The organism is Aeromonas sp. 600948, from assembly GCF_049174875.1.
GTDB lineage: Bacteria > Pseudomonadota > Gammaproteobacteria > Enterobacterales > Aeromonadaceae > Aeromonas > Aeromonas veronii_A.
Genome location: NZ_JAAKTY010000020.1, coordinates 17,115 through 41,227, shown reverse-complemented (window position 1 = coordinate 41,227; position 24,113 = coordinate 17,115). Strand labels below are relative to the sequence as shown.

At 59.3% G+C, this 24,113-nt stretch carries 22 protein-coding genes and 1 tRNA gene; 7 read left to right on the top strand and 16 right to left on the bottom strand.

Going from position 1 to position 24,113, the window contains the following annotated elements:
• Positions 1-117: 117 nt before the first annotated feature.
• The gene (locus G5182_RS15805) at positions 118-1,209 is read left to right on the top strand and encodes a hypothetical protein (protein WP_421254524.1); all 1,092 of its coding nucleotides are present in this window, start codon (positions 118-120) and stop codon (positions 1,207-1,209) included.
• A 63-nt stretch (positions 1,210-1,272) separates the two neighbouring features.
• Here the strand turns inward: G5182_RS15805 and priA are convergent, their stop codons facing one another.
• Positions 1,273-3,480: a primosomal protein N' gene (priA, locus tag G5182_RS15800; protein WP_421254523.1), complete on the bottom strand. Its 2,208-nt coding sequence runs from the start codon at positions 3,478-3,480 to the stop codon at positions 1,273-1,275.
• A gap of 147 nt (positions 3,481-3,627) precedes the next feature.
• Between priA and rpmE the strand changes: the two genes are divergently transcribed.
• A complete protein-coding gene (gene rpmE / locus G5182_RS15795; RefSeq protein ID WP_005340673.1) occupies positions 3,628-3,843 on the top strand; it encodes a 50S ribosomal protein L31 in 216 nt (71 codons plus the stop codon).
• A gap of 100 nt (positions 3,844-3,943) precedes the next feature.
• Here the strand turns inward: rpmE and G5182_RS15790 are convergent, their stop codons facing one another.
• Together G5182_RS15790 and G5182_RS15785 are read right to left on the bottom strand one after the other, a co-directional pair.
• A complete protein-coding gene (locus G5182_RS15790) occupies positions 3,944-4,594 on the bottom strand; it encodes a chromophore lyase CpcT/CpeT (protein WP_268012668.1) in 651 nt (216 codons plus the stop codon).
• A gap of 122 nt (positions 4,595-4,716) precedes the next feature.
• The gene (locus G5182_RS15785) at positions 4,717-6,570 is read right to left on the bottom strand and encodes a methyl-accepting chemotaxis protein (RefSeq protein ID WP_139730590.1); all 1,854 of its coding nucleotides are present in this window, start codon (positions 6,568-6,570) and stop codon (positions 4,717-4,719) included.
• Between the two features lie 146 nt (positions 6,571-6,716).
• On the opposite strand from G5182_RS15785, the gene rraA reads away from it, so the two are divergent.
• Positions 6,717-7,202, top strand: a complete 486-nt coding sequence (rraA, locus tag G5182_RS15780; protein ID WP_005340678.1) for a ribonuclease E activity regulator RraA — start codon at positions 6,717-6,719, stop codon at positions 7,200-7,202.
• 270 nt (positions 7,203-7,472) lie between these two features.
• Here the strand turns inward: rraA and G5182_RS15775 are convergent, their stop codons facing one another.
• The 3 genes from G5182_RS15775 to G5182_RS15765 form a co-directional block, all read right to left on the bottom strand.
• Complete coding sequence (locus G5182_RS15775; RefSeq protein WP_069555507.1) at positions 7,473-8,147, bottom strand: 7-cyano-7-deazaguanine/7-aminomethyl-7-deazaguanine transporter; 675 nt, start codon at positions 8,145-8,147, stop codon at positions 7,473-7,475.
• 159 nt (positions 8,148-8,306) lie between these two features.
• Positions 8,307-8,594, bottom strand: coding sequence for a DUF3630 family protein (locus G5182_RS15770; RefSeq protein ID WP_227341596.1), 288 nt, complete (start codon positions 8,592-8,594; stop codon positions 8,307-8,309).
• A 10-nt stretch (positions 8,595-8,604) separates the two neighbouring features.
• Positions 8,605-10,032 carry a protein adenylyltransferase SelO gene (locus tag G5182_RS15765; RefSeq protein ID WP_227341597.1) on the bottom strand — a complete coding sequence of 476 codons (1,428 nt, stop codon included), beginning with the start codon at positions 10,030-10,032 and terminating at the stop codon, positions 8,605-8,607.
• Between the two features lie 105 nt (positions 10,033-10,137).
• On the opposite strand from G5182_RS15765, the gene G5182_RS15760 reads away from it, so the two are divergent.
• Positions 10,138-10,440: a c-type cytochrome gene (locus G5182_RS15760; protein ID WP_005340687.1), complete on the top strand. Its 303-nt coding sequence runs from the start codon at positions 10,138-10,140 to the stop codon at positions 10,438-10,440.
• A gap of 67 nt (positions 10,441-10,507) precedes the next feature.
• On the opposite strand, the gene recQ is transcribed toward G5182_RS15760, so the two are convergent.
• Complete coding sequence (recQ, locus tag G5182_RS15755) at positions 10,508-12,343, bottom strand: ATP-dependent DNA helicase RecQ (protein WP_005355462.1); 1,836 nt, start codon at positions 12,341-12,343, stop codon at positions 10,508-10,510.
• Between the two features lie 133 nt (positions 12,344-12,476).
• Here recQ and G5182_RS15750 point away from each other — a divergent pair, with 133 nt between their 5' ends.
• Entirely contained in the window at positions 12,477-12,941 is a 465-nt protein-coding gene (locus tag G5182_RS15750) for a thioesterase family protein (protein ID WP_042054246.1), read from the top strand.
• A 124-nt stretch (positions 12,942-13,065) separates the two neighbouring features.
• Positions 13,066-13,593: a hypothetical protein gene (locus G5182_RS15745; protein WP_005356927.1), complete on the top strand. Its 528-nt coding sequence runs from the start codon at positions 13,066-13,068 to the stop codon at positions 13,591-13,593.
• A 260-nt stretch (positions 13,594-13,853) separates the two neighbouring features.
• On the opposite strand, the gene G5182_RS15740 is transcribed toward G5182_RS15745, so the two are convergent.
• From G5182_RS15740 to G5182_RS15700, 9 genes are all read right to left on the bottom strand, one after another.
• A tRNA-Pro gene (locus G5182_RS15740) sits at positions 13,854-13,930 on the bottom strand.
• A gap of 155 nt (positions 13,931-14,085) precedes the next feature.
• Complete coding sequence (locus G5182_RS15735) at positions 14,086-14,790, bottom strand: MOSC domain-containing protein (protein ID WP_421172445.1); 705 nt, start codon at positions 14,788-14,790, stop codon at positions 14,086-14,088.
• A 45-nt stretch (positions 14,791-14,835) separates the two neighbouring features.
• Positions 14,836-15,681: an ABC transporter permease subunit gene (locus tag G5182_RS15730; RefSeq protein WP_005340701.1), complete on the bottom strand. Its 846-nt coding sequence runs from the start codon at positions 15,679-15,681 to the stop codon at positions 14,836-14,838.
• Positions 15,678-16,583 (bottom strand): ABC transporter permease subunit, encoded by a 906-nt coding sequence (locus G5182_RS15725; RefSeq protein ID WP_421254522.1) that lies wholly within the window; start codon positions 16,581-16,583, stop codon positions 15,678-15,680. The genes G5182_RS15730 and G5182_RS15725 overlap by 4 nt, the downstream gene beginning before the upstream one ends.
• On the bottom strand, positions 16,580-17,734 hold the full coding sequence (gene potA, locus G5182_RS15720; protein ID WP_216952652.1) for a polyamine ABC transporter ATP-binding protein: 1,155 nt from the start codon (positions 17,732-17,734) through the stop codon (positions 16,580-16,582). Before potA ends, G5182_RS15725 begins: the two co-directional genes overlap by 4 nt.
• A 78-nt stretch (positions 17,735-17,812) precedes the next feature.
• On the bottom strand, positions 17,813-18,898 hold the full coding sequence (locus tag G5182_RS15715) for a polyamine ABC transporter substrate-binding protein (RefSeq protein ID WP_201937656.1): 1,086 nt from the start codon (positions 18,896-18,898) through the stop codon (positions 17,813-17,815).
• A 114-nt stretch (positions 18,899-19,012) separates the two neighbouring features.
• Entirely contained in the window at positions 19,013-20,110 is a 1,098-nt protein-coding gene (locus tag G5182_RS15710) for an extracellular solute-binding protein (protein WP_201937706.1), read from the bottom strand.
• A gap of 54 nt (positions 20,111-20,164) precedes the next feature.
• Entirely contained in the window at positions 20,165-21,526 is a 1,362-nt protein-coding gene (locus G5182_RS15705) for an aspartate aminotransferase family protein (RefSeq protein ID WP_216979719.1), read from the bottom strand.
• A gap of 294 nt (positions 21,527-21,820) precedes the next feature.
• Positions 21,821-23,152, bottom strand: coding sequence for a glutamine synthetase family protein (locus tag G5182_RS15700; RefSeq protein ID WP_005342613.1), 1,332 nt, complete (start codon positions 23,150-23,152; stop codon positions 21,821-21,823).
• Between the two features lie 467 nt (positions 23,153-23,619).
• Here G5182_RS15700 and G5182_RS15695 point away from each other — a divergent pair, with 467 nt between their 5' ends.
• On the top strand, positions 23,620-24,006 hold the full coding sequence (locus G5182_RS15695) for a TraR/DksA family transcriptional regulator (protein ID WP_216952650.1): 387 nt from the start codon (positions 23,620-23,622) through the stop codon (positions 24,004-24,006).
• The last annotated feature ends 107 nt before the right edge of the window (positions 24,007-24,113 follow it).

Genomic DNA, 24,113 nt, shown 5'->3' with positions numbered 1-24,113 from the left:
CATCCAGTCTCTTGCCATCCTGCCACGTCACCACCTTGCAACCTAGTACTAACCACCTCCCTGATTAGTCCGATTTGGTGTTAAGCCCTGCTTATTCTCTGGTCGATAACTGACCAGATGTATAGCGCCGAGGGCGAATGTATGCGCATCGATCACTACGACCTCCAGGGGGAGGTGCAATACCGGCAACAGCAGGCCCAGAGCCGCAAGGTGCGCAACCTCGGGCCAGTGCCACCCGTCGTCAATCCACCGGAAGGCAACAACGCGGCAGTGGCCGGCGAACGCAGCAGCACCCTGACCCTCACCAGCGCCCTGACGCTGCAAACCGCGAGGCAATCCGCCGCCAGCCAGCAAGCGACAACACCTCCCGCCCCGCCCGCAGCGGACGTCGGCAAAGAGCAGGATGGTATTCCCGACGATGGGCTGGATAACCGCCAGCGACTGATCAAGCTGATGATCGAGGCGATGCTGGGCCACGAAATCGAGCTGCCCAAGCCGATCAAGCCCACCGAAGAGGGGGGCGATGGAGGGACCCAAGGAGACGCCGCTGCTCAAGCCGCCGAGCCGGATCAACTGGTGGAGGTGACTGACACCCTGCTGCAACAGGAGCAGCTCAACGTGGTGGCATCGGCCAGCGTAGCGACTCGGGATGGTCAGACTATTCAGCTCGATCTCGGCTTTGTGCTCGACTGGCGCCAGCTGGAGGTGAGCCAGCGGCGCACCACCCTCAATGCCCTCAAAGATCCGCTGGTGCTCAGTCTGGATGGCAAGATTGCCGATCTGACCGAGGCACGGGTCAATTTCGATATCGATCAGGATGGCAAGGAGGATAGCCTGCCGGGTCTGCGGGAAGGCAGCGGCTTTGTGGCGCTGGATCGCAATGGCAACGGCACCATAGACGATGGGGGCGAGCTGTTTGGTGCTCGATCCGGCAATGGCTTCGGCGAGTTGGCCACCCTGGATGAGGATGGCAACGGGGTGCTGGATGAGGGGGATAGCCAGTTTTCAGCCCTGCAGTTCTGGCATCCGGAGCACGCACCTATAGCTCTGGTCGAACTGGGGATCGGCGCCATCCTGCTACGCCCCCTCGACACCCCCTTCAACCATCTGGGGGAGAGCGGCAATCAGGGGGTGCTGCGCCAATCCGGCCTCTATCTCACCGAACAGGGTAAAGGAGGCTGGGTGCAGCAGATCGATCTGCGGGTCTGAGCCTTGAAATGAAATCACCCATCGGTCGCTGACGATCTCTGCCAACGACCGGCTCCGGCACCATCAACTCAGCTCGGTGGGGTCGATATCCAGACTCCAGCGCACCTTTTTGGTCTCGGGCCAGCCTTCCAGCTCCTTCACCGCCCAATCCAGCAGTTGGGCCAGCGGTGCTCGATTCGGCCCCTGCACCAGCAACTGCATGCGAAACTTGCCCGCCTTGCGCTCCATAAAGCCGCTAATGGGCCCCAGCACCTGAACGTGGGGATAGCGGGCGCTGCGCAGAGTATCGGCGAGGCGGGCGAGGAACAGCTGCACCTCGTCGCGGCCGTTGGCCTCGGCGCGGAACAGCCCCTGATAGCTGAAGGGCGGCAGCCCCAGCAAGCGGCGCTCTTTCAGCGCCGTATCGGCGAAGTGGCCGTAACCGTTCTGGGTCAAATCCTGCAGCAAGGCGTGCTCCGGATGATGGCTCTGCAGCACCACCAACCCGGGTTTGCTGGCGCGACCGGCACGGCCCGCCACCTGGGTGTAGAGCTGGGCCAGTTTCTCAGCTGCGCGAAAATCAGCGCTGAACAGGGCGCCATCCACATCCAGCAGACCCACCAGCGTCACATCCGGGAAGTGGTGGCCCTTGGCCAGCATCTGGGTGCCGATCAGGATCTTGTACTTGCCCGCCTTGATGTCGCCAAGATGGGTCTCCAGCTCTCCCTTGCGACGGGTGTTGTCCCGATCGATGCGCACCACCGGATATTGCGGGAACACTGTGGTAAGCAGCTGTTCCAGCTGCTCGGTGCCCACTCCCGATCCGATCAGTTCGTTGCTGCCACACTCGGGGCAGTGGTGGGGCAAGGGGCGCACGCTGTCACAGTGGTGGCAGTGCAGCCGTCGTCCGGCCTGATGCCAGGTGTACCAGGCATCGCAACGCTCACAAGCGGCGCTCCAGCCACATTGGTGACAGATCAGAGCCGGGGCATAGCCACGGCGGTTGAGAAACAGCATCACCTGATTGCCCGCCGCCAGATGCCCTGCCATCAGCTGCTCCAGCTGGGGGGAAAGCCCGGCCTGCAACCGCACGTTTTTGATATCGAGGATCACCTGACGGGCGGTCTGGGCATTGCCGGCGCGGCGAGTCAGGGTGAGGTGGTGATACTTGCCGGTGCGGGCGTTGTGCAATGTCTCCAGGGACGGGGTGGCCGAGCCAAGCAGGATGGGGATACCGGCACGATGGGCCCGCATCACCGCCAGATCCCGCGCGTGGTAGCGAAAACCATCCTGCTGCTTGAAGGAGCCGTCGTGCTCCTCGTCGATGATGATGATGCCGAGGTTGTGAAACGGGGTGAACACCGCGGAGCGGGTGCCGATCAGGATGGCGGCGCCGCCGTCGCGGCAGGCGAGCCAGGCGTCGAGCCGCTCCCTGTCGTTCATGGCGGAGTTCATCGCCACCACAGGCACGTTGAAGCGGCGCCGGAAGCGGTTGATGGTCTGCGGGGTAAGACCGATCTCCGGCACCATCACCAGCGCCTGTTTGCCCGCCTTGAGCAGGGGCTCGAGGATGCTTAAATACACCTCGGTTTTGCCGGAGCCGGTAATGCCATCGAGCAGGAAGGCACCGAACTTGTCGCTCTGGCTGGTAACGGCAGAGACGGCCAATGCCTGTTCGCCGTTGAGGCGCAGCCCCTCCCCCGGTTCAAAACGGGAGGCCCAATCGCCGTCGTGGCTCGGCTCCAGCGAACGCTTCTCCAGCAGCCCCTTCTTCTCCAGCGCAGTGAGTGCGGCGCTCTGGATCTCCTCCTGTTTGAGGGCGGAGGGGGTCTGCGGCCCTTTGCGCAGCAGGGCGAGCGCTTGCTGCTGCTTGGCCGCCCGCTTGAGCTCGTTAAGGTCGATGGCCATGCCCGCCTCGGTGGCAAACCAGAACTCCAGTTCACGATAGGCGGCTGGCTCCCCCTTGCGCACCAACACCGGCAGGGCATGGGGCAGCACTTCCCCCAGCGGATGCTGGTAGTAGCTGGCGCTCCAGTTCATCAGCGCCAGAATATCCGGCCCCAGCACCGGAGCCGTGTCCAATACCCGTTTGATGGGCTTGAGCTTGTTGCGGGGCACCTGGCTGTCGGCCGGATGATCCACCACCAGCCCGACCAGGGTCTGGGGACCGAAAGGGATCTCGACCCGGCAACCGGGGGCAGGTAACGGCAGGGGAGAGAGATAGTCGAAGTGACGGCGTAACGGTACCGGGACAGCGACACGAACCAGATCCAGCGTTTGGGAAGAATTCACCAGGGGTTGCCTATTTTTTCTGCGAAGCCACTTGCCTGATCTCAGGCATTTCCTATATTATTCGCAGCCTTTGAAACTGTGTTCAACAATCGTGTGGTGTCCGACAAGAGATCGGATGGCGACACGGCCTATTAATTGAGGTTGTCCATGAAAGCTGGTATCCATCCTGACTACGTAGCCATCACCGCCAAGTGCTCTTGCGGTAACGTCATCAACACTTTCTCTACCATCGGTAAAGATCTGAACTTGGACGTGTGCTCCGAGTGCCACCCGTTCTACACCGGCAAGCAGAAAGAAGTTTCTAGCGGCGGCCGCGTAGACAAGTTCAACAAGCGTTTCGGTGCGATGACCACCAAGAAGTAATTTTACTTCTGAAGAATTCTGAAAAAGGCGCCCAATGGGCGCCTTTTTTACGATCCCTGTTTTTCATCCTTCATGTTCCCGCAGCCAGACGCACTCTCCCCTACTGGCCAAACCCTTTGGAACGACGCAAATAGACATACCCCTCACCCGGGCTACCCCAGCGCGGGCTCCCTGCGTTGTCATAGGCTCGATCCAGCAGTCTGACGCTGTCGGGGCCAATCCAGATATGCTGCACCAGCGTCGTGGCACCACCAAAATCGGTGGAGCAGTGGCCCACCCGGGTGTGACCGGCATATTCGCCGGAGGGGGTACGGGTCAACCAGATCTCGCATCCGTGGCGCAAGGAGAGCTGCTGCGGGGTCAGACTGTCGAGCAGGGCGGGATCATGCCAGGCACCGGCAAAATCGGTGGCACGGGGCATGGTCAGTTCGGCCATCAGGATCCGCCCGTCAGGGGCGGGTGAGAAGCGATAGATGCGCTGGCGGAAAGGACGGACGGAGCGCAGACTCAGGTACTGCTCGGCATAGACCCAGCGATAGCCCTGATAGCCGGGCCAGATCTCCATCAGGCGCAGCTCGGCACTGGTAAAGCGGCTGTCGTAACTGGCCTGCTCCCGGCTCGTAAAGGCCCCGTTGAACCAGCTGAGTAGCGGCTCCATACCGGGCTTGAGTGGGGTATCCTGGGGCGCCGCCCCTGCCAACACCAGGCAGGAACAGAGCAGCCCGAATACGGCCACCAGCAACTTTGCCATCGAATCCTTCCGAATCATCATAGTGGCGGCGATTATATGAGCGAATTTCTCCAATAACAGCCATTACGATCAAATCATTGCCACTCTGGTGCAAAAACCTCATAAGGATGCCAGTCCGCTCACTAAACCCGATATTTTGCCACCGCCTTGTTGAGCAGCTGGGCCTGCTCGTTGAGACCCTCGCTGGATCTCGCATTTTCCTCCGCCATGATGCTCGACTCCTGGGCGATGTCGCGGATGTTGTTGACGTTGCGGTTCACCTCGTTGGCCACCAGACTCTGCTGTTCGATGGCTGCCGCAATCTGGGTGCTCATATCCATGATGTTGGTAACATCCTGAGTGATCTGCCCCAGCAACTCCCCTGCGGTACTGGCCTGATCCGAGCTGCGGTTGCCCTGCTCGCGGCAGGTCGCCATTACCTCGACGATGCTGCCGGTCTGTTTCTGCAGCGAGCTGATGATGCCGGCAATCTCCTGGGTCGATTTCTGGGTACGGATGGCCAGATTGCGCACCTCATCGGCCACCACCGCAAAGCCGCGCCCCTGATCCCCTGCCCGAGCTGCTTCGATGGCTGCGTTGAGGGCCAGCAGGTTGGTCTGCTCGGCAATACCACGGATCACGTCGAGCACGGAGCCGATGGTCTCGCTCTCTTTTTGCAGCTGGCTCACCTCGCGGGATGAACTCTCCAGATTACCCGCCAGCGAGCGGATCTGCTCGACAGTATTCTCGACCGCAGCCCGCCCCTCCATCGCCTTGTTGTTGGTCGCCTGCGCATTGTTGGCCGCCTGCTCGGTGTTGCGGGCGATCTCTTCGATGGTGGAGCCCATCTCGGTGGACGCGGTCGCCACCATGTCGGTCTCCTGTAGCTGGCGCGCCGCCCCTTCACTGGTGCGTTTGACGTTGGCCGAGAGGTGATCCGCCGCTTCGGTCAGGGTGTGCACGCTCTGCTTCACATCGCCAATCAGGTTGCGAAACCCGCCCAGCATCACGTCGAGATTGCCTGCCAGCTGGGCCATTTCATCGGCCCCGCGCAGCTCTATCTTCAGGCGCAGGTCATTATCCTGACGAATGCGGTTGACGGTATCATTCACCTGAGTAATGGGACGGTCGATGCTGCGCCCCAGCAGCACGCTCATGATGCCGATCAGCACCACAATCACCCCGCCACAGACCAGCATCAGGCTGTTGAGGCGAGCGCTCTGCCGCTCCAGCTCAGCGACAATGTGCTGATCGACGGCGGCAAACCCCTGTTCGGTCTGATGCACCAGATCCCGCATCTGGTTGCGCAGCCCCTCATCCTCTTTCAGCCCCAGTACCTGCATCCCCTGCACCAACGCCACAAAGTCCTGCCGGTACTGCTTGCTGGCCTGCTCCAGCTTGCCGCGATCCGCCTCCGGCAAAGTGGCAAGGCTATCCTGAAAACTCTTGTGCAAGGTTTCAAAACGCTCCAGATACTGGATATCGGAACGCAGCATGAAGTCCTTCTCCGCCCGCCTCAGTTGCAGCATGGTGATGAGCAACCCCTGCTGATCCAGCTGCTTGAGCCCATTCTCCACCTCATGCACCGCCGCCCTCAACTTTCCATAGAGCCCCTCCTCCGGCCCCAGACCAATCTTCTGCTGCTGGGCCACCAGATCGTTGAACGCTTTGCCATAGCCGCTGATCTGCTGATCCAGTCTGGTCAGCTCCCCCTCGACGGCAGCCAGATTGTCATCGGTCACCAGCTCCCGGTTGTGCTGGTGAAAGTCAGACAGCCCCTGATTGAAGCGCTCGACGAAGGTCATATCCTTGCGGATCAGAAAATCCTTCTCGGCCCGCCGCAAGTTGAGCATGGCGATCTCCAGCTGGTCGATATTGCGCTGGGCTTCGGTCAGGTGACGGTGCACCTGGCTGGAGTAGATAAACAGGCCGCTCAGTACCAGCATGGCAACGGCAACCAGCACGGTATTCAGGATCAACTTATGACGGATAAGCACGATAGACCTCTCGCAAACTGGCAGTGAACTGCATTGAGCTTATGCAGAAAAGCGGCGACAGGTGATCTGTGCAAGGAATATTCATTGAAATGCCACACCCACTCCTTATACTGGTTGCACCTGTTTCCAGCCGTGGATTTGACACTATGGAATACAATACTTCTGAACTGTGCGACATCTATCAGGACATGGTGGATGTGCTTGAACCCATGCTCTGCTCCTTCGGCGGCCGCGCCTCTTTCGGCGGCGTCATCACCACCGTCAAATGCTTCGAATCGAATGGCCTGATCCGTGAACTCGTCAAAGAGAACGGACTGGGTCGCGTCTTGCTGATCGATGGCGGTGGCTCCATGCGCCGAGCTCTGATCGACAGCGACATCGCCACCACGGCGGCAGAGAATGATTGGGAAGGGATTGTCTGCTACGGCTGCGTCCGCGAAGTCGATATTCTGGAAGATCTGGATATCGGCATTCAGGCACTGGCAGCCATTCCGGTCGGTGCCGACAGCAAGGATGTGGGGGAGACCGATCTGCCGGTCAACTTCGGTGGCGTGACCTTCCTGCCTGACGACCACCTCTACGCCGATACCACAGGGGTGATCCTCTCCCCCGAGGCACTCGATATCGAGTAAGCCACAAACAGCGTGACGACGGGAGCCTTGGCTCCCGTTTTTTATGCCTGCAACTTGCGGAAAAATGACCAAAAAAGAGGGCCAGATAAACTGGCCCTTAACTGGAAGCAATGTGAGCAATGTCGTGCCTTCACAAGAAGTCCATCACGTTGGAACGAATGAAGTCTTTCCCGGAAAACAAGTTAACAATAATCATTCTCATTTAACTAGGCAAGCGCTATTTGCAGAAAGTGCAAAAAAATTGACCACCGCGAAGGGTGGTCAATCTGGTCAGGCTTGCCGGGTGGCCGTTTGCAGGCTGGATAATCCGGCCTCGCCCACCAGCTTGCGGCTGAGGTAGCGCAGCAAGACACCGTAGAGCGGCACGAACAAACCAAGGCTTATCAGCAACTTGAATACGTAATCGACGGTTGCGATCTCGACCCAGTGCTCTGCCATGAAAGGATCTGTGGTGCGCCAGAAGGCCACACTGAAGAAAGCGATGGTATCAACCAGATTACCAAACAGGGTGGAGGCCGCAGGTGCAATCCACCACTGCTTGAGCAGACGCAGGCGGTTGAACACCACCACATCCATGAACTGCCCTACCAGATAGGCCATAAAGCTGGCCAGCGCGATACGCGCTACGAACAGGTTGAACTCTGCCAGATGACCAACGCCCTGGAAACTCCCTTCGAAGAAGAGCACGGAGAGCACATAGGAGACCGCCAGCGCAGGAAGCATCACGGTCTGGATAATCTTGCGCGCCAGACCGGCACCGAAGATCCGCACCGTCAGGTCAGTGGCGAGGAAGATAAACGGGAAGCTGAACGCACCCCAGGTGGTATGGAAGCCAAACACGGTGATCGGCAGCTGCACCAGATAGTTGCTGCTGGCAATGATCAGGATGTGGAACAACGACAGGCGAACGAGCGCCGTTTGGTACTGCGCAGGGGTCAAATTCATCTTGTGACCTTTTTGGTTAATGGGGTTAGGGAACCCATATCGCCACCATTGGCGATAATCGAGGGGCGAGATTATACGCCCCCAAACCGATAGTTCAATCTTTATGCGATTACGCTTGTCCAGGTTGGCCAGCGGCAGAGCAGGCCTTGCAGGCGATAGTCACACCTTGTGCTGTCTGGCGAGCCAGAGCAGCGCCTCCCGATCCGCCGGGCGCACCGCCTCCAGCCAGCAGCCGCTGTAGTGTTCGTACTCCAGCCGAAACTGGCTCCCTTCAAACACCAGCAACCAGCTATGGCGGTCGGCCCCCGCATCCTGCTCGAGCGGCTGCAGCTCCCACTCTCGCAGCAAGGCCTGCGCCAACAGCGGGAACGTGTCCCAGTCGAGTGCCGGACAATCCAGCGCCACCACGCCAGCTTCGCTATCTACCTGTTTGATTTGCCAACTCATTCCCTGTCTCTCAGCTGCTGCAGGAGAGCTCACCACCGCAATACCATGCCGGAGTCGGGGTGGCGAGATCCTCATATTCGGGTTGTTCATCATAGGGGCGCTGCAAGGCGGCGAACAGCCGCTCGAAAGGCCGCATATCCCCTGCGTCGGCGGCGTCTATCACCTGCTGGGCCAGCGCATTGCGCAGCACATACTTGGGGTTGATGGCATCCATCTGCACCTTGCGCACGGCATCCTCGCTGCCTTCGAGCATCAGCCGCGCCCGATAGCGCTCCAGCCACGCCTGCCAACCCAGTGGTTCAGGCAACAGGGCCAGCAGAGATGCAGGCCACGCCCCCTCTTGCGTCACCTCACCGAGACGGCGAAGGAACAGGTGGTAATCCACTTTGTTAGCCGCCAGCAACCGGAACAACTCACGGAACAACGCCGGGTCATCCTCCTCCCACATCGCCAACCCGAGTTTGGCCCGCATCAGTTCGGAGTAGTGCAGCATCAGCTGCTGTTCGTACTGGGCCAACGCAGCAGCCAGCGCATCACCGTCTACATGACCAGCCAGCGCCTGCGCCAGCTTTTGCAGATTCCAATAACCGACCGCGGGCTGCTGATCCAGCGCGTAGCGGCCCGCAGGGTCCGAGTGGTTGCAGACAAAATCGGGCACGTAGGCATCGATAAAGCCGTATGGCCCGTAATCCAGCGTCAGGCCGAGCAGCGACATGTTGTCGGTGTTCATCACCCCGTGACAGAACCCCGCCGCCTGCCATTTGGCAATCAACCGCGCGGTGCGGCGCACCACTTCGGTAAACAGTTCGGCACCACTCTCCTGTTCGGGGAAGTGGTGGCGCAGCAGATAGTCGATGAGTGGCGGGATCTTCTCCCCCTGCCCGCTCCAGGCGAAATACTCGATATGACCGAAGCGCAGATGGCTGGGGGCGGTGCGCAGCACAGTCGCCCCTGTCTCAACCTGCTCGCGATAAACGGGCTCCTGACTCCCCACCAATACCAGCGCCCGGGTGGTCGGGATGCCGAGAGCATGGAGCGCTTCGGAGGCGAGATATTCGCGGATGCTGGAGCGCAGCACGGCGCGGCCGTCACCAAAACGGGAAAACGGCGTCTTTCCTGCCCCCTTCAGGTGCAGATCCCAGCGCTGACCATCAGGCGCCTGCTGCTCACCCAATAGCAGCGCCCGGCCATCCCCAAGCCGCGGGCTATAACCCCCAAACTGATGGCCCGCATAGACCTGAGCTACCGGCTGCATACCGGGCAGCACCTTTCCCTCGCCACAACAGGCGATCCAGTCAGCCTCGCTGATGCCTCCCAATCCCAGCTCATCCAGCAAAGCCCGGTTGAGATGAAGCAACCGGGGTTGCTGCAGCGGCTGGGGCACCACAGGTTCACAGGCCCAGGGCAACTCGGTCGCAAAAGTGTTGATCAACTTCATGGTTGTACCATTCGTCCCTGCGTATGCTCGTGTCACTCTTTATACTGCCGTCAGCCATGCTTGCGCTAACTGGCGACCATCATTTTTCAATTCAAGGAGAAGAAGATGCAAAAATGGGTATATGCCCTGCCCTTGCTGGCACTGGCGTGGGGTCATCAGGCCAAGGCTGCCGATATCGAAGCCGGCAAAGCCAAAGCGGCGGTCTGTGCTGCCTGTCACGGCGTGGAAGGCAAGGCGATGATCCCCAACTATCCCCATCTGGCGGGTCAGAATGCCGCCTATCTGGTGAAACAGTTGAAAGCGTTCAAGGATGGCACCCGCAAAGAGCCCTTGATGGACCCCTTCATGGCGCCGCTGACCGATGCGGATATCGACAATCTGGCCGCCTTCTACGCCAGCCTGAAATAACCTCGCGTCTGAACCGAGGTTCTTCCGAGCCGCGCTTACCGTGGTCGATTAGGCTGCCTAATCGACCCTAACGACGGCAGTAGTCGATGATCAGGTCCATAAAGGCTTCACCGAAGCGTTCCAGCTTGCGGTGACCGACGCCGTTGATGGCCAGCATCTCGTCTTCAGTCATCGGCATCAGTTGAGCCATCTCAACCAGGGTCGCATCGTTGAACACCACGTAGGGCGGCACCTCTTCGTCCTCGGCAATCTGCTTGCGCAGGCCTCGCAGCTCCTTGAACAACCGTTTGTCGTAGTTGGCGTTATCGAGCAGGCCGTTGCGCTTCTCCTTGCGGCTGGAGATAGGCTGCAGGCGGGGCACCGCCAGCTCCAGCTTCACATCACCACGCAGCACAGGGCGGGCCGCTTCGGTCAGCTGCAACACCAGATTGCGAGTGATGTTCTGGGTCAGCAGCCCCTTGTGGATCAGCTGGCGGATCACGCTCATCCAGTATTCATGGCTCTGATCCTTGCCGATGCCGTAGGTCGAGAGCTTGTCGTGGCCGTGATCCTTGATGCGCTGGTTGAGGGAACCGCGCAGCACCTCCACCACATAGCCCACCCCGAAGTTCTGCCCCACCCGCCAAACGCAGGAGAGTGCTTTCTGGGCATCTTCGGTGCCGTCATAGCTCTTGGGCGGATCGAGACAGATATCGCAGTTGCCGCACGGCTTGTCGTTGTACTCGCCAAAGTAGTTGAGCAGCACCTGGCGGCGACAAGTCTGCGCCTCGGCAAAGGCTGCCATCACGTTGAGCTTGTATTGCTCCACCTGCAGCTGCTGCGGGTTCTCGATGTTGTCGAGCAGGCGGCGCACCCGACCGATATCGGCGGGATCGTAGAGCAGCAGCGCCTCGGCGGGAGTGCCATCGCGCCCGGCGCGGCCGGTCTCCTGATAGTAGGATTCGATGTTCTTCGGGATGTCGTAGTGCACCACGAAGCGCACATTGGGTTTGTCGATGCCCATACCGAACGCCACCGTCGCCACCACGATCTCGATGTCATCCTTGAGGAAGGCATCCTGGGTCTGCTGGCGCTGCTCGAGCGGCAGCCCCGCATGATAGGGCGCGGCCTTGCAGCCGTGGCGGGATAGCCGCTCGGCCACCTCCTCCACCCGGTTGCGACTGGAGCAGTAGACGATGCCGCAGTTGCCCTTCTGGCTCTGCACGTAACGCAACAACTGTTCGGCCGCCTTGAACTTCTCCACCAGGCTGTAGCGGATATTGGGGCGATCGAAGCTGGCGGTGTGGATGAAGGGATCGTTGAGCTCCAACCGGTGCAGCATGTCGCTGCGGGTCGCCTCGTCGGCAGTGGCGGTCAGTGCTACCACCGGCACCTGCGGGAACCACTGCTTGAGTCGCCCCAGCGCCGCATACTCAGGCCGGAAATCGTGGCCCCACTGGGAGACGCAGTGCGCCTCGTCGATGGCGAACAGCCCGAGCGGCAGTTCGGCCAGCCGATCCATAAACTCGTGCTGCAGCAAGCGCTCGGGGGAGACATAGACCAACTTGATCTCGCCGCGGCGCATGGCGGCGAAGTTCTGGATCATCTCCTCCCGGCTCAGGGCCGAGTTGATGTAGACCGCCGCTACGCCGTTGGCGCGCAGGCTGTCGACCTGATCCTTCATCAGCGAAATAAGGGGAGAGACCACCACACCGAGCCCGGGCCGCAACAGTGCCGGGATCTGGTAGCAGAGCGACTTGCCGCCGCCAGTGGGCTTGAGCACCAGCGCATCGCGCCCCGCGACGATCTGCTCGATGATCTCGAGCTGACCCGGCCGAAACTGCTGATAGCCGAAGACCGCCTGCAGCAGGGCAAGCGGACTCTCTGGCTGAGGATCTGGCAGGGTTTCGGCAATCGCGGTCATGGGCTCTCCTTTGGGGTCGCCATTCTAAAGCAGCCGCCGCCCACAATAAACCTGCCATTGCGACTGTTAAGAAACTGTTGCAGACTGGCTGGAGTTTTTACTCGGCTTTGATGACAAGGATCGGGATCAGAGAATGAAACAGATGCTCAAGAAGATGGCGCTCAGTGGCATTGCCAACCTGTTTGCCGAGAAGATGCCGTTCAACAAGCTGATCGGCATGCAGGTGACCCACTACGACTTCGACAAGGTGGAACTGCGCATCAAGATGGACGACAAACTGATCGGCAACCCTTTCCACAACATCCTGCACGGCGGCGTCACCGCCACACTGCTGGATGTAGCTGGCGGCATGATCGTCGCCGCCTCCTGCATCGACGAGCTGGAGGAGTTCTCCCCCAGCTATCTCAAGGAGCGCTTCGCCCGCCTCGGCACCATAGATCTGCGGGTGGATTACCTGCGCCCGGGACGTGGCAACGAGTTTATCGCCACCGCCCACATCATTCGGGCTGGCAGCAAGGTGGCCGTCGCCCGGATGGAGCTGCACAACGAAGAGGGCACCCACATTGCCTTCGGTACCGGCACCTATCTGGTGGGTTGAACCAAGTTAGTGCATAAAAACCACGCTGCTAATCCACTTTTAATCATTAGATTCCCTACCCCCTCTGGCCGAACAAGGTCCATACTGAAAGTCGGGATTGTGTGCAGAGGGAGGATTGCAGGCGATGAGTGCGAAACTGGCCATCAAACCATCCAGAGCCTTGTTGACACAGCTCGAGTCCATGCTCGACGAGGTGCAGACACCCGAGTGTCGCCACTGGTTGGAACAGGAGCTTGAGGGATATTCTCTCTCCTCACCCCTGCCTTGGTATCGCATCGTCCCCTGTCGGCAACGCGGTCACTTTCTGGATCTGAAGACGGGAAAATATTTGACCTGTCATATCAACAGTCAAACGCTATGCCAACGCGATCTGGCCCAAATTCAGTTCATTTATGCCCGTGAACCCGCCGCCCACTATTTGCTGCAACGCAATTCCGGTATTGAACCCTGGCCAGAACAGCTGCTGGAAGATTATCAGGAGCAGTTGATCCCCGGCCATTTATGCCTGCAAGCCTGGCATGAGCCCGTGATTTCATTACGTGCACAACTGATGGAGGGAATAGAACATTTCATTAGTGAGTACCCCAAGCACGCGGCCTTGCTGCCTCAACACAGTTTCAAGGCTTTGCGGCATCAGCACTGGCATATCTGAGTAAGCGCCTGGCGCGCAAGGAGGGCACCATAGACAAGACCCATAGCGAGATTGCCACAATCTAGAGTGCCGGAGTCAGGATCAGACTCCACCGATGGGCCACCGAGCGGTGGCCCTTTTAATGTCTGTGGTCTTGCTTCGCCCCTGCATACAGCAGGTCAGGTCACTTGGCCAGGTAACAGGTCAGCAGCTAAAGAAAATTAGGAAAACAGGAAGGATAAATGCAAAAAGGCCGCTCTATTGAGCGGCCTTTTCAAATTTGGTCGGTGTGAGAGGATTCGAACCTCCGACCCCTTCGTCCCGAACGAAGTGCGCTACCAAGCTGCGCTACACACCGATGTCTGCGGGACGGGAATTTACCGAAAGCCCAGACCCGACACAAGCCTTTTTTGCGTTTGGCAGGAAAAAAAGTGCCGTTCGCTCAACTATTCAGCACTCTTTTCATCCGTTTACCGGGCTGCAGCCAGCTGGTGACATTCCGGTAACCGGCTGTCAGGCCAGGCGCAGGGATGCCGGTCCCAGCAGACGGCGCTGCCAGTCAGCCACAGTGCCATGCTCCAGCCAGTCGGCTGCATGCTGGCGCCAGTTGGGGGAAAGGGCCGGATTCTCCAGCAACATCAGCAGATCCGCTTCATTGCGCACCTGATTGAACAGGATATCCGCCGTGCGCTTCACCGTCAGTTCGGGATAGGGTCTGTCTACCAGCTCCATGGCCGACTCCGGCGACACCATCCCCTCCTCCAGCACCCGCAGCAGCCAGCCACAACGGCCATTCAGTTGTATCACCTGCGACATCTGGCCATAGCCAAAGCGCTGGTTGAGCTTGAAACAGGGGGATCTCGGCTGGCTGATCTGGATCAGCGCCTCGCCGAGTCGATAGACATCGCCAATGCAGGCTTGCACCTCGGTCAGCCCGATACCGGAGAGGTTCTCGCCAAAGGCGGCAGGTTGCCAGGGTGTACGTGGCGCAGGCAAGCCCAGCGCGGTTTGCCAGGTCTGCCACCAGAGATAGTGATCGGCAGGATAGTAGTGGAGCGCCCGATCCGGGCCACCGTGGTGGCGCAGGTCACACTGTTCATCCCCTTCCAGACCGGCAAAGGTACAGCGAACTGGTGCAGAGATCGGTTGCTTGTGAATGGCGCTGGTGAGGCCGGGCACCAGCTCGGTGCCACGACCGCTCAAAAGGGAGATCCGCATACTCATCCTCCAGGTTGACGAGAGTAGGCGGATCTTATCATGCCGTCAGACGACGGCCTGCATCTGGGTGGTCATGGCGATCTCGGCGCGACGGCGCTTCTCCGCCCTGGCCATCAGATACCAGCTGCCGAAGGTAAAGAGCGATACCGACAGCAGGATCAGGCTGGCCACCGCGTTGATCTCGGGTTTAACCCCGAGCCGCACCGCCGAGAAGACCTCCATTGGCAGGGTGGTGGAGCCCGGGCCGGAGACGAAGCTCGCCAGCACCAGATCATCCAGCGACAGGGCAAACGACATCATGCCGCCAGCCGCCAGCGAGGGGGCGATCATCGGGATAGTGATCAGGAAGAACACCTTCCACGGCTTGGCGCCAAGATCCATGGCCGCCTCCTCTATGGAGAGATCCAGCTCCCGCAACCGCGCCGACACAACGATGGCTACGTAGGCGGTACAGAAGGTAGTGTGCGCGATCCAGATGGTCAGCATGCCCCGCTCGGCGGGCCATCCCACCAGCTGGGCCATCGCCACGAACAGCAGCAGCAGCGACAGACCGGTGATCACCTCGGGCATCACCAGCGGTGCCGTCACCATGCCACCGAACAGGGTTCGACCACGGAAGTGGGGAATTCGGGTCAGCACGAATGCCGCCACCGTCCCCAGCGCCACCGCGGCGATCGCCGTGTAGAAGGCGATCTCCAGCGAGCGGAACACGGATCCAATCAGCTGCTTGTTGTCGAGCAGGCCGAAGTACCACTTGAGTGACCATCCGCCCCACACCGTCACCAGCTTGGAGGCGTTGAAGGAGTAGATCACCATGATGATCATGGGCAGGTAGATAAACAGCAGCCCAAGCCAGAGCATCAGCTTGGCAAAACCGAAACGTCTCATCATGCCTTGCCCTCCAGCTCTTTGGCCTGGTTACGGTTGAAGAGGATGATCGGAATGATCAGCACCGCCAGCATCACCACCGCCAGTGCAGAGGCGACCGGCCAGTCGCGGTTGTTGAAGAACTCCTGCCATAGCACCTTACCGATCATCAGGGTCTCCGGGCCACCCAGCATTTCCGGAATAACGAACTCCCCCACCACCGGAATAAACACCAGCATGCAGCCGGCGATAATGCCGTTTTTGGAGAGCGGCACAGTGATCTGCCAGAAACGGGTCAGGTTGCGGGCCCCTAGGTCGGAGGCCGCCTCCAGCAGGCTCTGATCGTGTTTGACCAGATTGGCGTAAAGCGGCAGCACCATGAAGGGCAGATAGGAGTAAACGATGCCGATATAGACCGCCAGGTTGGTATTGAGGATCTGCAGCGGTTCGTCAATCAGCCCGATCCCCAGCAAGACGCTGTTGAGCAGGCCGTTGTTACTGAGGATCCCCATCCACGCATAGACCCGGATCAGAATGGCGGTCCAGGTCGGCATCATGATCAGCAACAGCAGAACGGTCTGGGTCTCCTTGTTGGCCCGAGCGATGGAGTAGGCCATCGGATAGCCAATCAACAGGCAGAACAGGGTGCTGACGAAGGCCATCTTGAGGGAGCCCAGATAGGCTGCGATATAGAGCTCATCCTCCTGCAGCAGCAGGTAGTTCCCCATATTGAGCAGGATGGTGAGCTGATTGTCGGCCCAGCTCACCACGTCGGTGTAGGGCGGGATCGCCACATCCGCTTCCGCAAAACTGATTTTTACCACTATGACAAAGGGCAGCAGGAAGAAGAGGAACAGCCAGAAGAAGGGGATGCCGATCACCAGCCGGCGCCCTCCGCCCCGCTTCAGTCGTTGCAAGATCTTCATGATTGCAGCACCACGCCGCTGTCATCTTCCCAGTAGAGGAACACCTGGTCATCCCAGGTTGGCCGCTTGCCGTGGCGTTCGGCATTGGCGATGAAAGCCTGAACGATTTTGCCCGAGGGCAGCTGGATGTGGTACACCGAGTGTCCGCCCAGATAAGCGATGTCATAGACCTCGCCCTTGGTCCAGTTGAAGTCCGGATGCTCGATTTCGGCCGGCTTTTGCAGGCTCATCAGCAGCTTCTCCGGCCGCAGGGCGTAGGTCACCTTCTTGTTCTCGGCACGGGAGCTGATCCCGTGGCCCACATAGATGGGCTGCTCCAGATCGGCACAGGCGATGATGGCGTGGTCCTGCTCATCCTCCACCAGCAGGCCGTCGAACAGGTTGACGTTGCCGATGAACTCGCACACCAGCCGACTGGCCGGGGTTTCGTAGATATCCATCGGGCTACCGATCTGCTCAATACAACCGTGATGCATGATGGCGATCCGCTCCGCCATGGTCATGGCCTCTTCTTGATCGTGGGTCACCATGACACAGGTAACCCCGACCCGCTCGATGATCTCCACCAGCTCCAGCTGCATCTTGGAGCGCAGCTTCTTGTCGAGCGCCCCCATCGGCTCATCAAGCAGCAGCAACTTGGGACGTTTCGCCAGCGAACGGGCCAGCGCTACCCGCTGGCGCTGGCCACCGGAGAGCTGGTGCGGCTTGCGACGGGCATACTGGGTCATCTGTACCAGCTTGAGCATCTCTTCGACACGGGCGTCGATCTCGGCCTTGGGCAGGCCATCCTGCTTGAGACCGAAAGCAATATTCTGTGCCACCGTCATATGGGGAAACAGGGCGTAGGACTGGAACATCATGTTGATGGGGCGTTCATAGGGGGGCATGTCGGTGATATCCACCCCGTCGAGGAACAGACGCCCTTCGGTCGGGCGCTCGAACCCTGCCAGCATCCGCAGCAAGGTCGATTTACCGGAACCGGATCCTCCCAGCAGGGCGAAGATCTCCCCCTTGTGAATATTCAGGGAAACATTATCGACCGCCAGGGTTTCATCGAACTGCTTGCTAACCCTGTCTATTTTTACCAGCACTTCTTTGCGTTGCTGGCTGCCCTCAAGGGCTTTCTTGTAGGCACTGGAGGCTATCGCCATTACCAAACTCCCTAACGTGATACTGGCCTCACGGCCAATCCATAAAAGCGATTTGGCGCCCCAGAGCGGGCACCAAGGTCAGGTACCGGACTTGATCTTGCTCCAACTCCGGGTGATTTGACGCTGTACCGCGCGGGAATGTGCCTCCTGCACATAGAGCCGCTCCAGCACAGCCTGAGGCGGATAAACCCCCTCATCATTGCGCACCGTCTCATCCATGAACTCGCCAGCCTTGGCATTGGGATTCGCATAGCCCACATAATTGCTGACCTTGGCGATCACCTCGGGCTGCAGAACATAGTTGATGAGAGCATGTGCCTCTTTGACATTGGTGGCATCAGACGGGATCGCCATCATGTCAAACCAGAGATTGCCCCCCTCTTTAGGAATGCTGTAGGCAATCTTCACCCCCTTGCCGGCCTCGTCGGCACGGGCTGCCGCCTGCAAGATGTCGCCGGAAAAGCCCGCTGCCACACAGATATCGCCGTTGGCGAGATCACCTATGTATTTGGAGGAGTGGAAGTAGGCCACATAGGGGCGCACCTTGAGCAACTGCGCCTCGGCGCGCTTGATATCGGCCGCGTCCTGGCTGTTGGGGTTCAGTCCAAGGTAGTTGAGGGCAGCCGGGATCATCTCGTCTGCCGAGTCGAGGAAGGCGACGCCGCAACGGGAGAGCTTCTCCATGTTTTCCGGCTCGAAGATGGCCGCCCAGGAGTCGATCTTGTCGACCCCCAGCACCGCCTTGATTTTGTCGACGTTGTAGCCGATGCCGTTGGTTCCCCACAGATAGGGCACCGCGTACTGATGGCCCGGATCCACCTTCTCGAGCTGCTTGAGCAGCACGGGATCCAGGTTGGCCAGATTGGGCAGCAAGCTCTTGTCCAGCTTCTGGAAAGCCCCCGCCTTGATCTGCTTGGAGAGGAAATTATTTGAGGGCACCACCAGATCGTAACCGGTCCGTCCGGTCAGCAACTTGCCTTCCAGGGTTTCGTTGGAGTCAAATACGTCATAGACGGTCTTGATCCCGGTCTCCTGCTGGAAATCGCTGAGGGTGGTCTCGCCGATATAGTCAGACCAGTTGTAGAAATGGAGCACAGGGGCTGCCTGGACTGCATTCGCCAATCCCATGGTCAGCGCTATGGTTAGCAATCTGGTTGTATTCACGGTGTCAGTTCTCCTGTTCAGTGGTTGACCGTCTGCGCATCCATTCGCGCGGCCCATCCGGATGGATGGCATCACTACCCTCCCGGCCGAACTGCGGACCGGGAGGGGTATTCGTTACTTACCGGACTTGATCTTGGTCCAGCTGCGGGTCATCAGACGCTGCACCTTGGCCGGCAGATCCGGGAAGGTGTAGATCTTCTGCAAGGTTGCAGAGTCCGGATAAACCCCCGGATCGGTACGGATCGCCTCGTCAACCAGCGGGGTCGCAGCCTTGTTGCCGTTAGGCGCCTGCACCTGATTGGTGATGTTGGCGATCACGTCGGGCTTCATCAGATAGTTGATGAAGGTGTGGGCCGCCTCGACGTTCTTGGCATCCGCCGGGATGGCGATCATGTCAAAGAAGCTGCCTGCCCCCTCTTTCGGAATGGTGTAGGTCAGTGCCACGCCATTTTTGGCTTCCGCCGCCCGCGCCTTGGACTGCTGCAAATCCATGGAGTAACCGACAGCAACACACAAGTTGCCGTTGGCCAGATCCGAGATGTACTTGGAGGAGTGGAAATAGGCGGTATAGGGACGAATGGAGAGGAACAGCTCCTCGGCCTTCTTCAGCTCGTCCGGCTTCTGGCTATCCGGTTTGAAGCCCAGATATTGCAGGGCGGCCGGTAACATTTCGGTCGGCGAGTCGAGGAAGGAGACGCCGCACTCCTTCAGCTTGGCCATGTTCTCCGGCTTGAACACCAGATCCCAGGAGTTGAGCGGCGCATCGGCCCCCAGTACGGCCTTCACCTTCTCGGCATTGTAGGCATAACCGATGGTGCCCCACAGATAGGGGATGGAGTACTGGTTGCCCGGATCGCTCGGGTCGAGCGCCTTGAGCAGGTCGGTATCCATATTTTGCCAGTTGGAGAGCTTGGACTTGTCCAGCTTCTGGAACACGCCAGCCCTGATCTGTTTGGCCAGGAAGGGGTTGGACGGCACCACGATGTCGTAGCCGGATTTACCAGCCAGCAACTTGGCTTCCAGTACCTCGTTGCTGTCAAACACGTCATAAACCACCTTGATGCCCGTCTCCTTCTGGAAGTTTTCCAGGGTATCCGGGGCGATATAGTCGCTCCAGTTGTAGACGTGCAACACCTTCTCTTCAGCCATTGCTCCGGCACTTGCCATGACCAGAGCCACAGAGGCAGCGATCACTCCCGTTTTGAAAGACATCATCCTTGTCTCCTAAGCAAATTGTATGCGCATGCCAACCTGCCCGGCCGCACCTCAACCCTTCAGCTTGGCGGCTGTCAGATCCAGACTGAGCCTGGCTAGCTTGACCAATTCATCAACCTGTTCCTCGGTGATCACCAAGGGGGGCGATATGATCATGGTATCGCCTACCGCCCTCATCACCAAGCCATTGTTAAAACAGAATTCCCGGCAAGTCATCCCGGCATTGGCATGGGCCGGGAAACGCCGGTTGGTCTGCTTGTCCTGGACGATTTCCAGGGCTGCGACCAGCCCGCGGCCACGGGTTTCACCCACCAGCGGGTGGTCAGCCAGCTCTGCCCAGCGGCGCTGCAAATAGGGGCCGATGGTATCATGCACTCGCTTAACTATGCTCTCCTTTTGCATAAGCTGGATATTGGCCACCGCCACCGCGCAAGAGACCGGATGGCCCGAGTAGGTGAAGCCGTGGTTGAACTCGCCCCCCTCTTCCACCAGCCCCTTGGCAACCCGGTCACTCACCATCACAGCGCCGAGCGGCAGATAACCGGAGGTAATCCCCTTGGCCAGACACATCAGATCCGGCTTGATGCCAAACCCTTCGCTGGCAAACCAGTGGCCGGTACGGCCAAAGCCGCAGATCACCTCGTCGGCTATCAGCAAAATGCCGTAGTGATCGCAGATGCGCTGGATCTCCGGCCAGTAGCTGTCAGGCGGAATGATGACACCGCCCGCCCCCTGGATCGGCTCGCCGATAAAGGCGGCCACCTTCTCCACCCCCAGCTCCAGAATCTTCTGCTCCAGCTGACGGGCCCGCTCCAGCCCGAACTCGTGGGCACTCATCCCCTGCCCCTCACCGAAGTGATAAGGCTGGTCGATGTGCACTATGCCGGGAATGGGCAGACCACCCTGGGCATGCATCCCTTTCATGCCACCCAGACTCGCCCCCGCCACGGTGGAGCCGTGATAGGCGTTGTGGCGGCTGATGATCACCTGTTTTTCCGGTTGCCCCTTGCTGGCCCAGTAGTGGCGCACCATCCGCAGCACGGTGTCGTTGCACTCGGAGCCGGAGCCGGTAAAGAAGACATGGTTGAGATGGGATGGCGTCACTTCGGCCAGCAAGGTGGCCAGCTCGATCACCGGCGGGTGCGCGGTCTGGAAGAAGAGGTTGTAGTAGGGCAACTGCTGCATCTGACGGGTGGCAGCATCCACCAGCTCCTGCCGACCATAGCCCATATTGACGCACCAAAGCCCCGCCATGCCGTCCAGAATGCGCTTGCCTTCGGAGTCTTCCAGATAGACGCCACTGGCTTTGGTGATGATACGGCTGCCCTTCTTGTTCAGAGCCTGAAAGTCGGTAAAGGGGTGCAGGTGGTGGCTGGCATCCTGCTGCTGCCACTCACGGGTAGTCTGTTGCATTGTTAGCTCCTCGGTTCCTTCGATTTAGCTGGTTCTGTTCGTCAATCATCAGGAGGGCTGCCACTCCCGCAATCACTGCCACTTTCGCGTGGACTGCGGCACGGCCTGCTCCTCACATCCTTCAATTCGAGCCAAAAACTGTTATCAACCATGCAACCAGAGCGGTGGCGAGCCAACTTCCGCTCACAACCATCCGCAGGCGGAGGCACTCCTCCATCCCGTATTACCGGTTACAGGCAGGGGAGGCAGCCTGCCTCCCCGATTCGGACGATGCGTGGCCGGCACGCATCCGGGTCAGACGTTCAGCAGCAGGAACTCTCGCTCCCAGCGGCTGATCACCCCGAAGTAGGTCTCGTACTCTTTGCGTTTGACCGCGACAAAGGCGCGTGTGAAGCGCTCCCCCAACATCTCCTTGATCGGCTCGCACTGTTCGAGATGGCTGAGCGCCTCCTCCAGCGAGCGGGGCAGACTGTAGGGCAGGTCGTAGGCGCTGGATTTCATCTCCTGCATGGGCTCCAGCTTCTCCATCATGCCGAGATAGCCGCACGCCAGGGTGGCGGCCAGCGCCAGATAGGGGTTGGCATCGGCACCGGCGAAGCGGTTCTCCACCCGGCGGGCACTGGGGTCGGAGAAGGGTACCCGCAGACCACAGGTGCGGTTCTCGACACCCCACTGGACGTTGCGTGGCGCGCTCTCACCGAAGGTGAGGCGGCGGTAGGAGTTGACGTTGGGAGCCAGCAGGGCTGTCACCGCCGGGGTGTACTTCTGCAGACCTGCGATGAAATGCATGAAGAGTTCGGAGTTGCCGCCATCCGGGGTACCGAACAGATTTCGACCGTTCATATCCTCCAGACTCTGGTGGATGTGCATGGCGGAGCCCGGCTCGTTGCTCATCGGCTTGGCCATAAAGGTGGCGTAGATGCCGTGGCGATGGGCCGCCTCACGCATGGTGCGCTTGAAAAGGAACACCTGATCCGCCAGATCGATGGCATCCCCGTGCAGGAAGTTGATCTCCATCTGGGCAGCACCGGACTCGTGGATCAGGGTATCCACCTCCAGCTCCTGCGCTTCGCAGTAGTCATACATGTCTTCGAAGATGGGATCGAACTCGTTGACCGCATCGATACTGAAGGACTGGCGAGCTGTCTCCGGACGGCCGTTGCGCCCTACCGGCGGCATCAGCGGATAGTCGGGGTCTTCGTTGCGGGTGACCAGATAGAACTCCAGCTCGGGCGCCACCACCGGCTTCCAGCCCTGAGCCTCGTAAAATGACAGAACCCGACGCAGTACGGAGCGAGGTGCAATGTCGATCAGCTTGCCGTTGACGTCGTAACAGTCATGGATAACCTGAGCGGTAGGTTCCAGCGCCCAAGGGACGAAACGGATGGTGTTGGGGTCAGGATAGAGCTGCATGTCCCGCTCCAGCGGATCGATCATGCTGTCGTCATCCGGATATTCGCCGGTCACTGTCTGGGTGAAGATCACCTCGGGCAGACGCATGCCCCCTTCTCGCAAAAACTTGTTGGCTGGGATGATCTTGCCCCGGGCGTTGCCGGTGAAATCAGGGAAGAGACACTCCACTTCCGTGATGCGATTGCTCTCCATCCAGCCCTTGATACTGTCCATGTTAAACCCCGACTCTACGGTTGCCATTGGCAAGGGTGTCTAATATATGGAACACCCTTGTTATCAAATTGTAATCAACACCACCATAAAAGCCCGCTATCAGGGGTAATGTCAAGCAGTGGTGTTTAAAAAACTATAAATAACGGCGCATATAATGACCAAGTCGGCACCAAATACTAAACACTCGTGGCCTCGCCTCTCCCCAGTGCAAAGCCGGTGCCAACCGGCCAAAACCAGATGTCAGATCACGTCAGATCAGCCGCTAAAGGGGCCATTTTTTTGCAAAGGCGCACAATCCCTGTCCTATTTGCTTTGCTTGGCTGCTTTTTTTTGGTACAAGGCCCGCCCTGATTTGCACTCTCTTGCATGAAAACGGTGCAAATCAGACGAGAAGGGCTTGGTCTGCAGGCAGACAGCCCCCATAAACAGGGATAATTGGGTTAGTAAACTGACTGGTAGTAAATCGTATGTGTGATTTCATGACTGAAGACCAACTGGCCTTTTACAAGGGGCAGATCGAGCGGCAGATCGCCGAGCTCGAAGAGCGCCTGAACTCCCAGGCCAGCCAGGCCATCGCCACCGACACCAACGAGATGGCCGATGAAATTGACCGTGCCAGTATCGAGGAAGCCCGCCGTCTGGAGCTGAACCGCATCGAGCACGACAAGCTGCACCTGCGCAAGCTGAGGGGCGCATTGAAGCGAATGAACGATGGAGATTTCGGTTACTGTGAATCTTGTGGTGACGAGATCTCTCTCAAGCGGCTGCAAGCTCGTCCAGAGTCCCGTTTCTGCGTCGAATGCCAGAGCACCAAGGAATTTAACGATACCCACGTGTTCCGCCGCGTCGCCTGATTCTTCGAAGAACCGTCACCATTCAGGTGCAACAGACGCCAGCAAGGCAGGGCCCTGCGCTCAAACCTTGCACAACGCCTCGCAGCAAGATGGTGACAAGTTCTGTT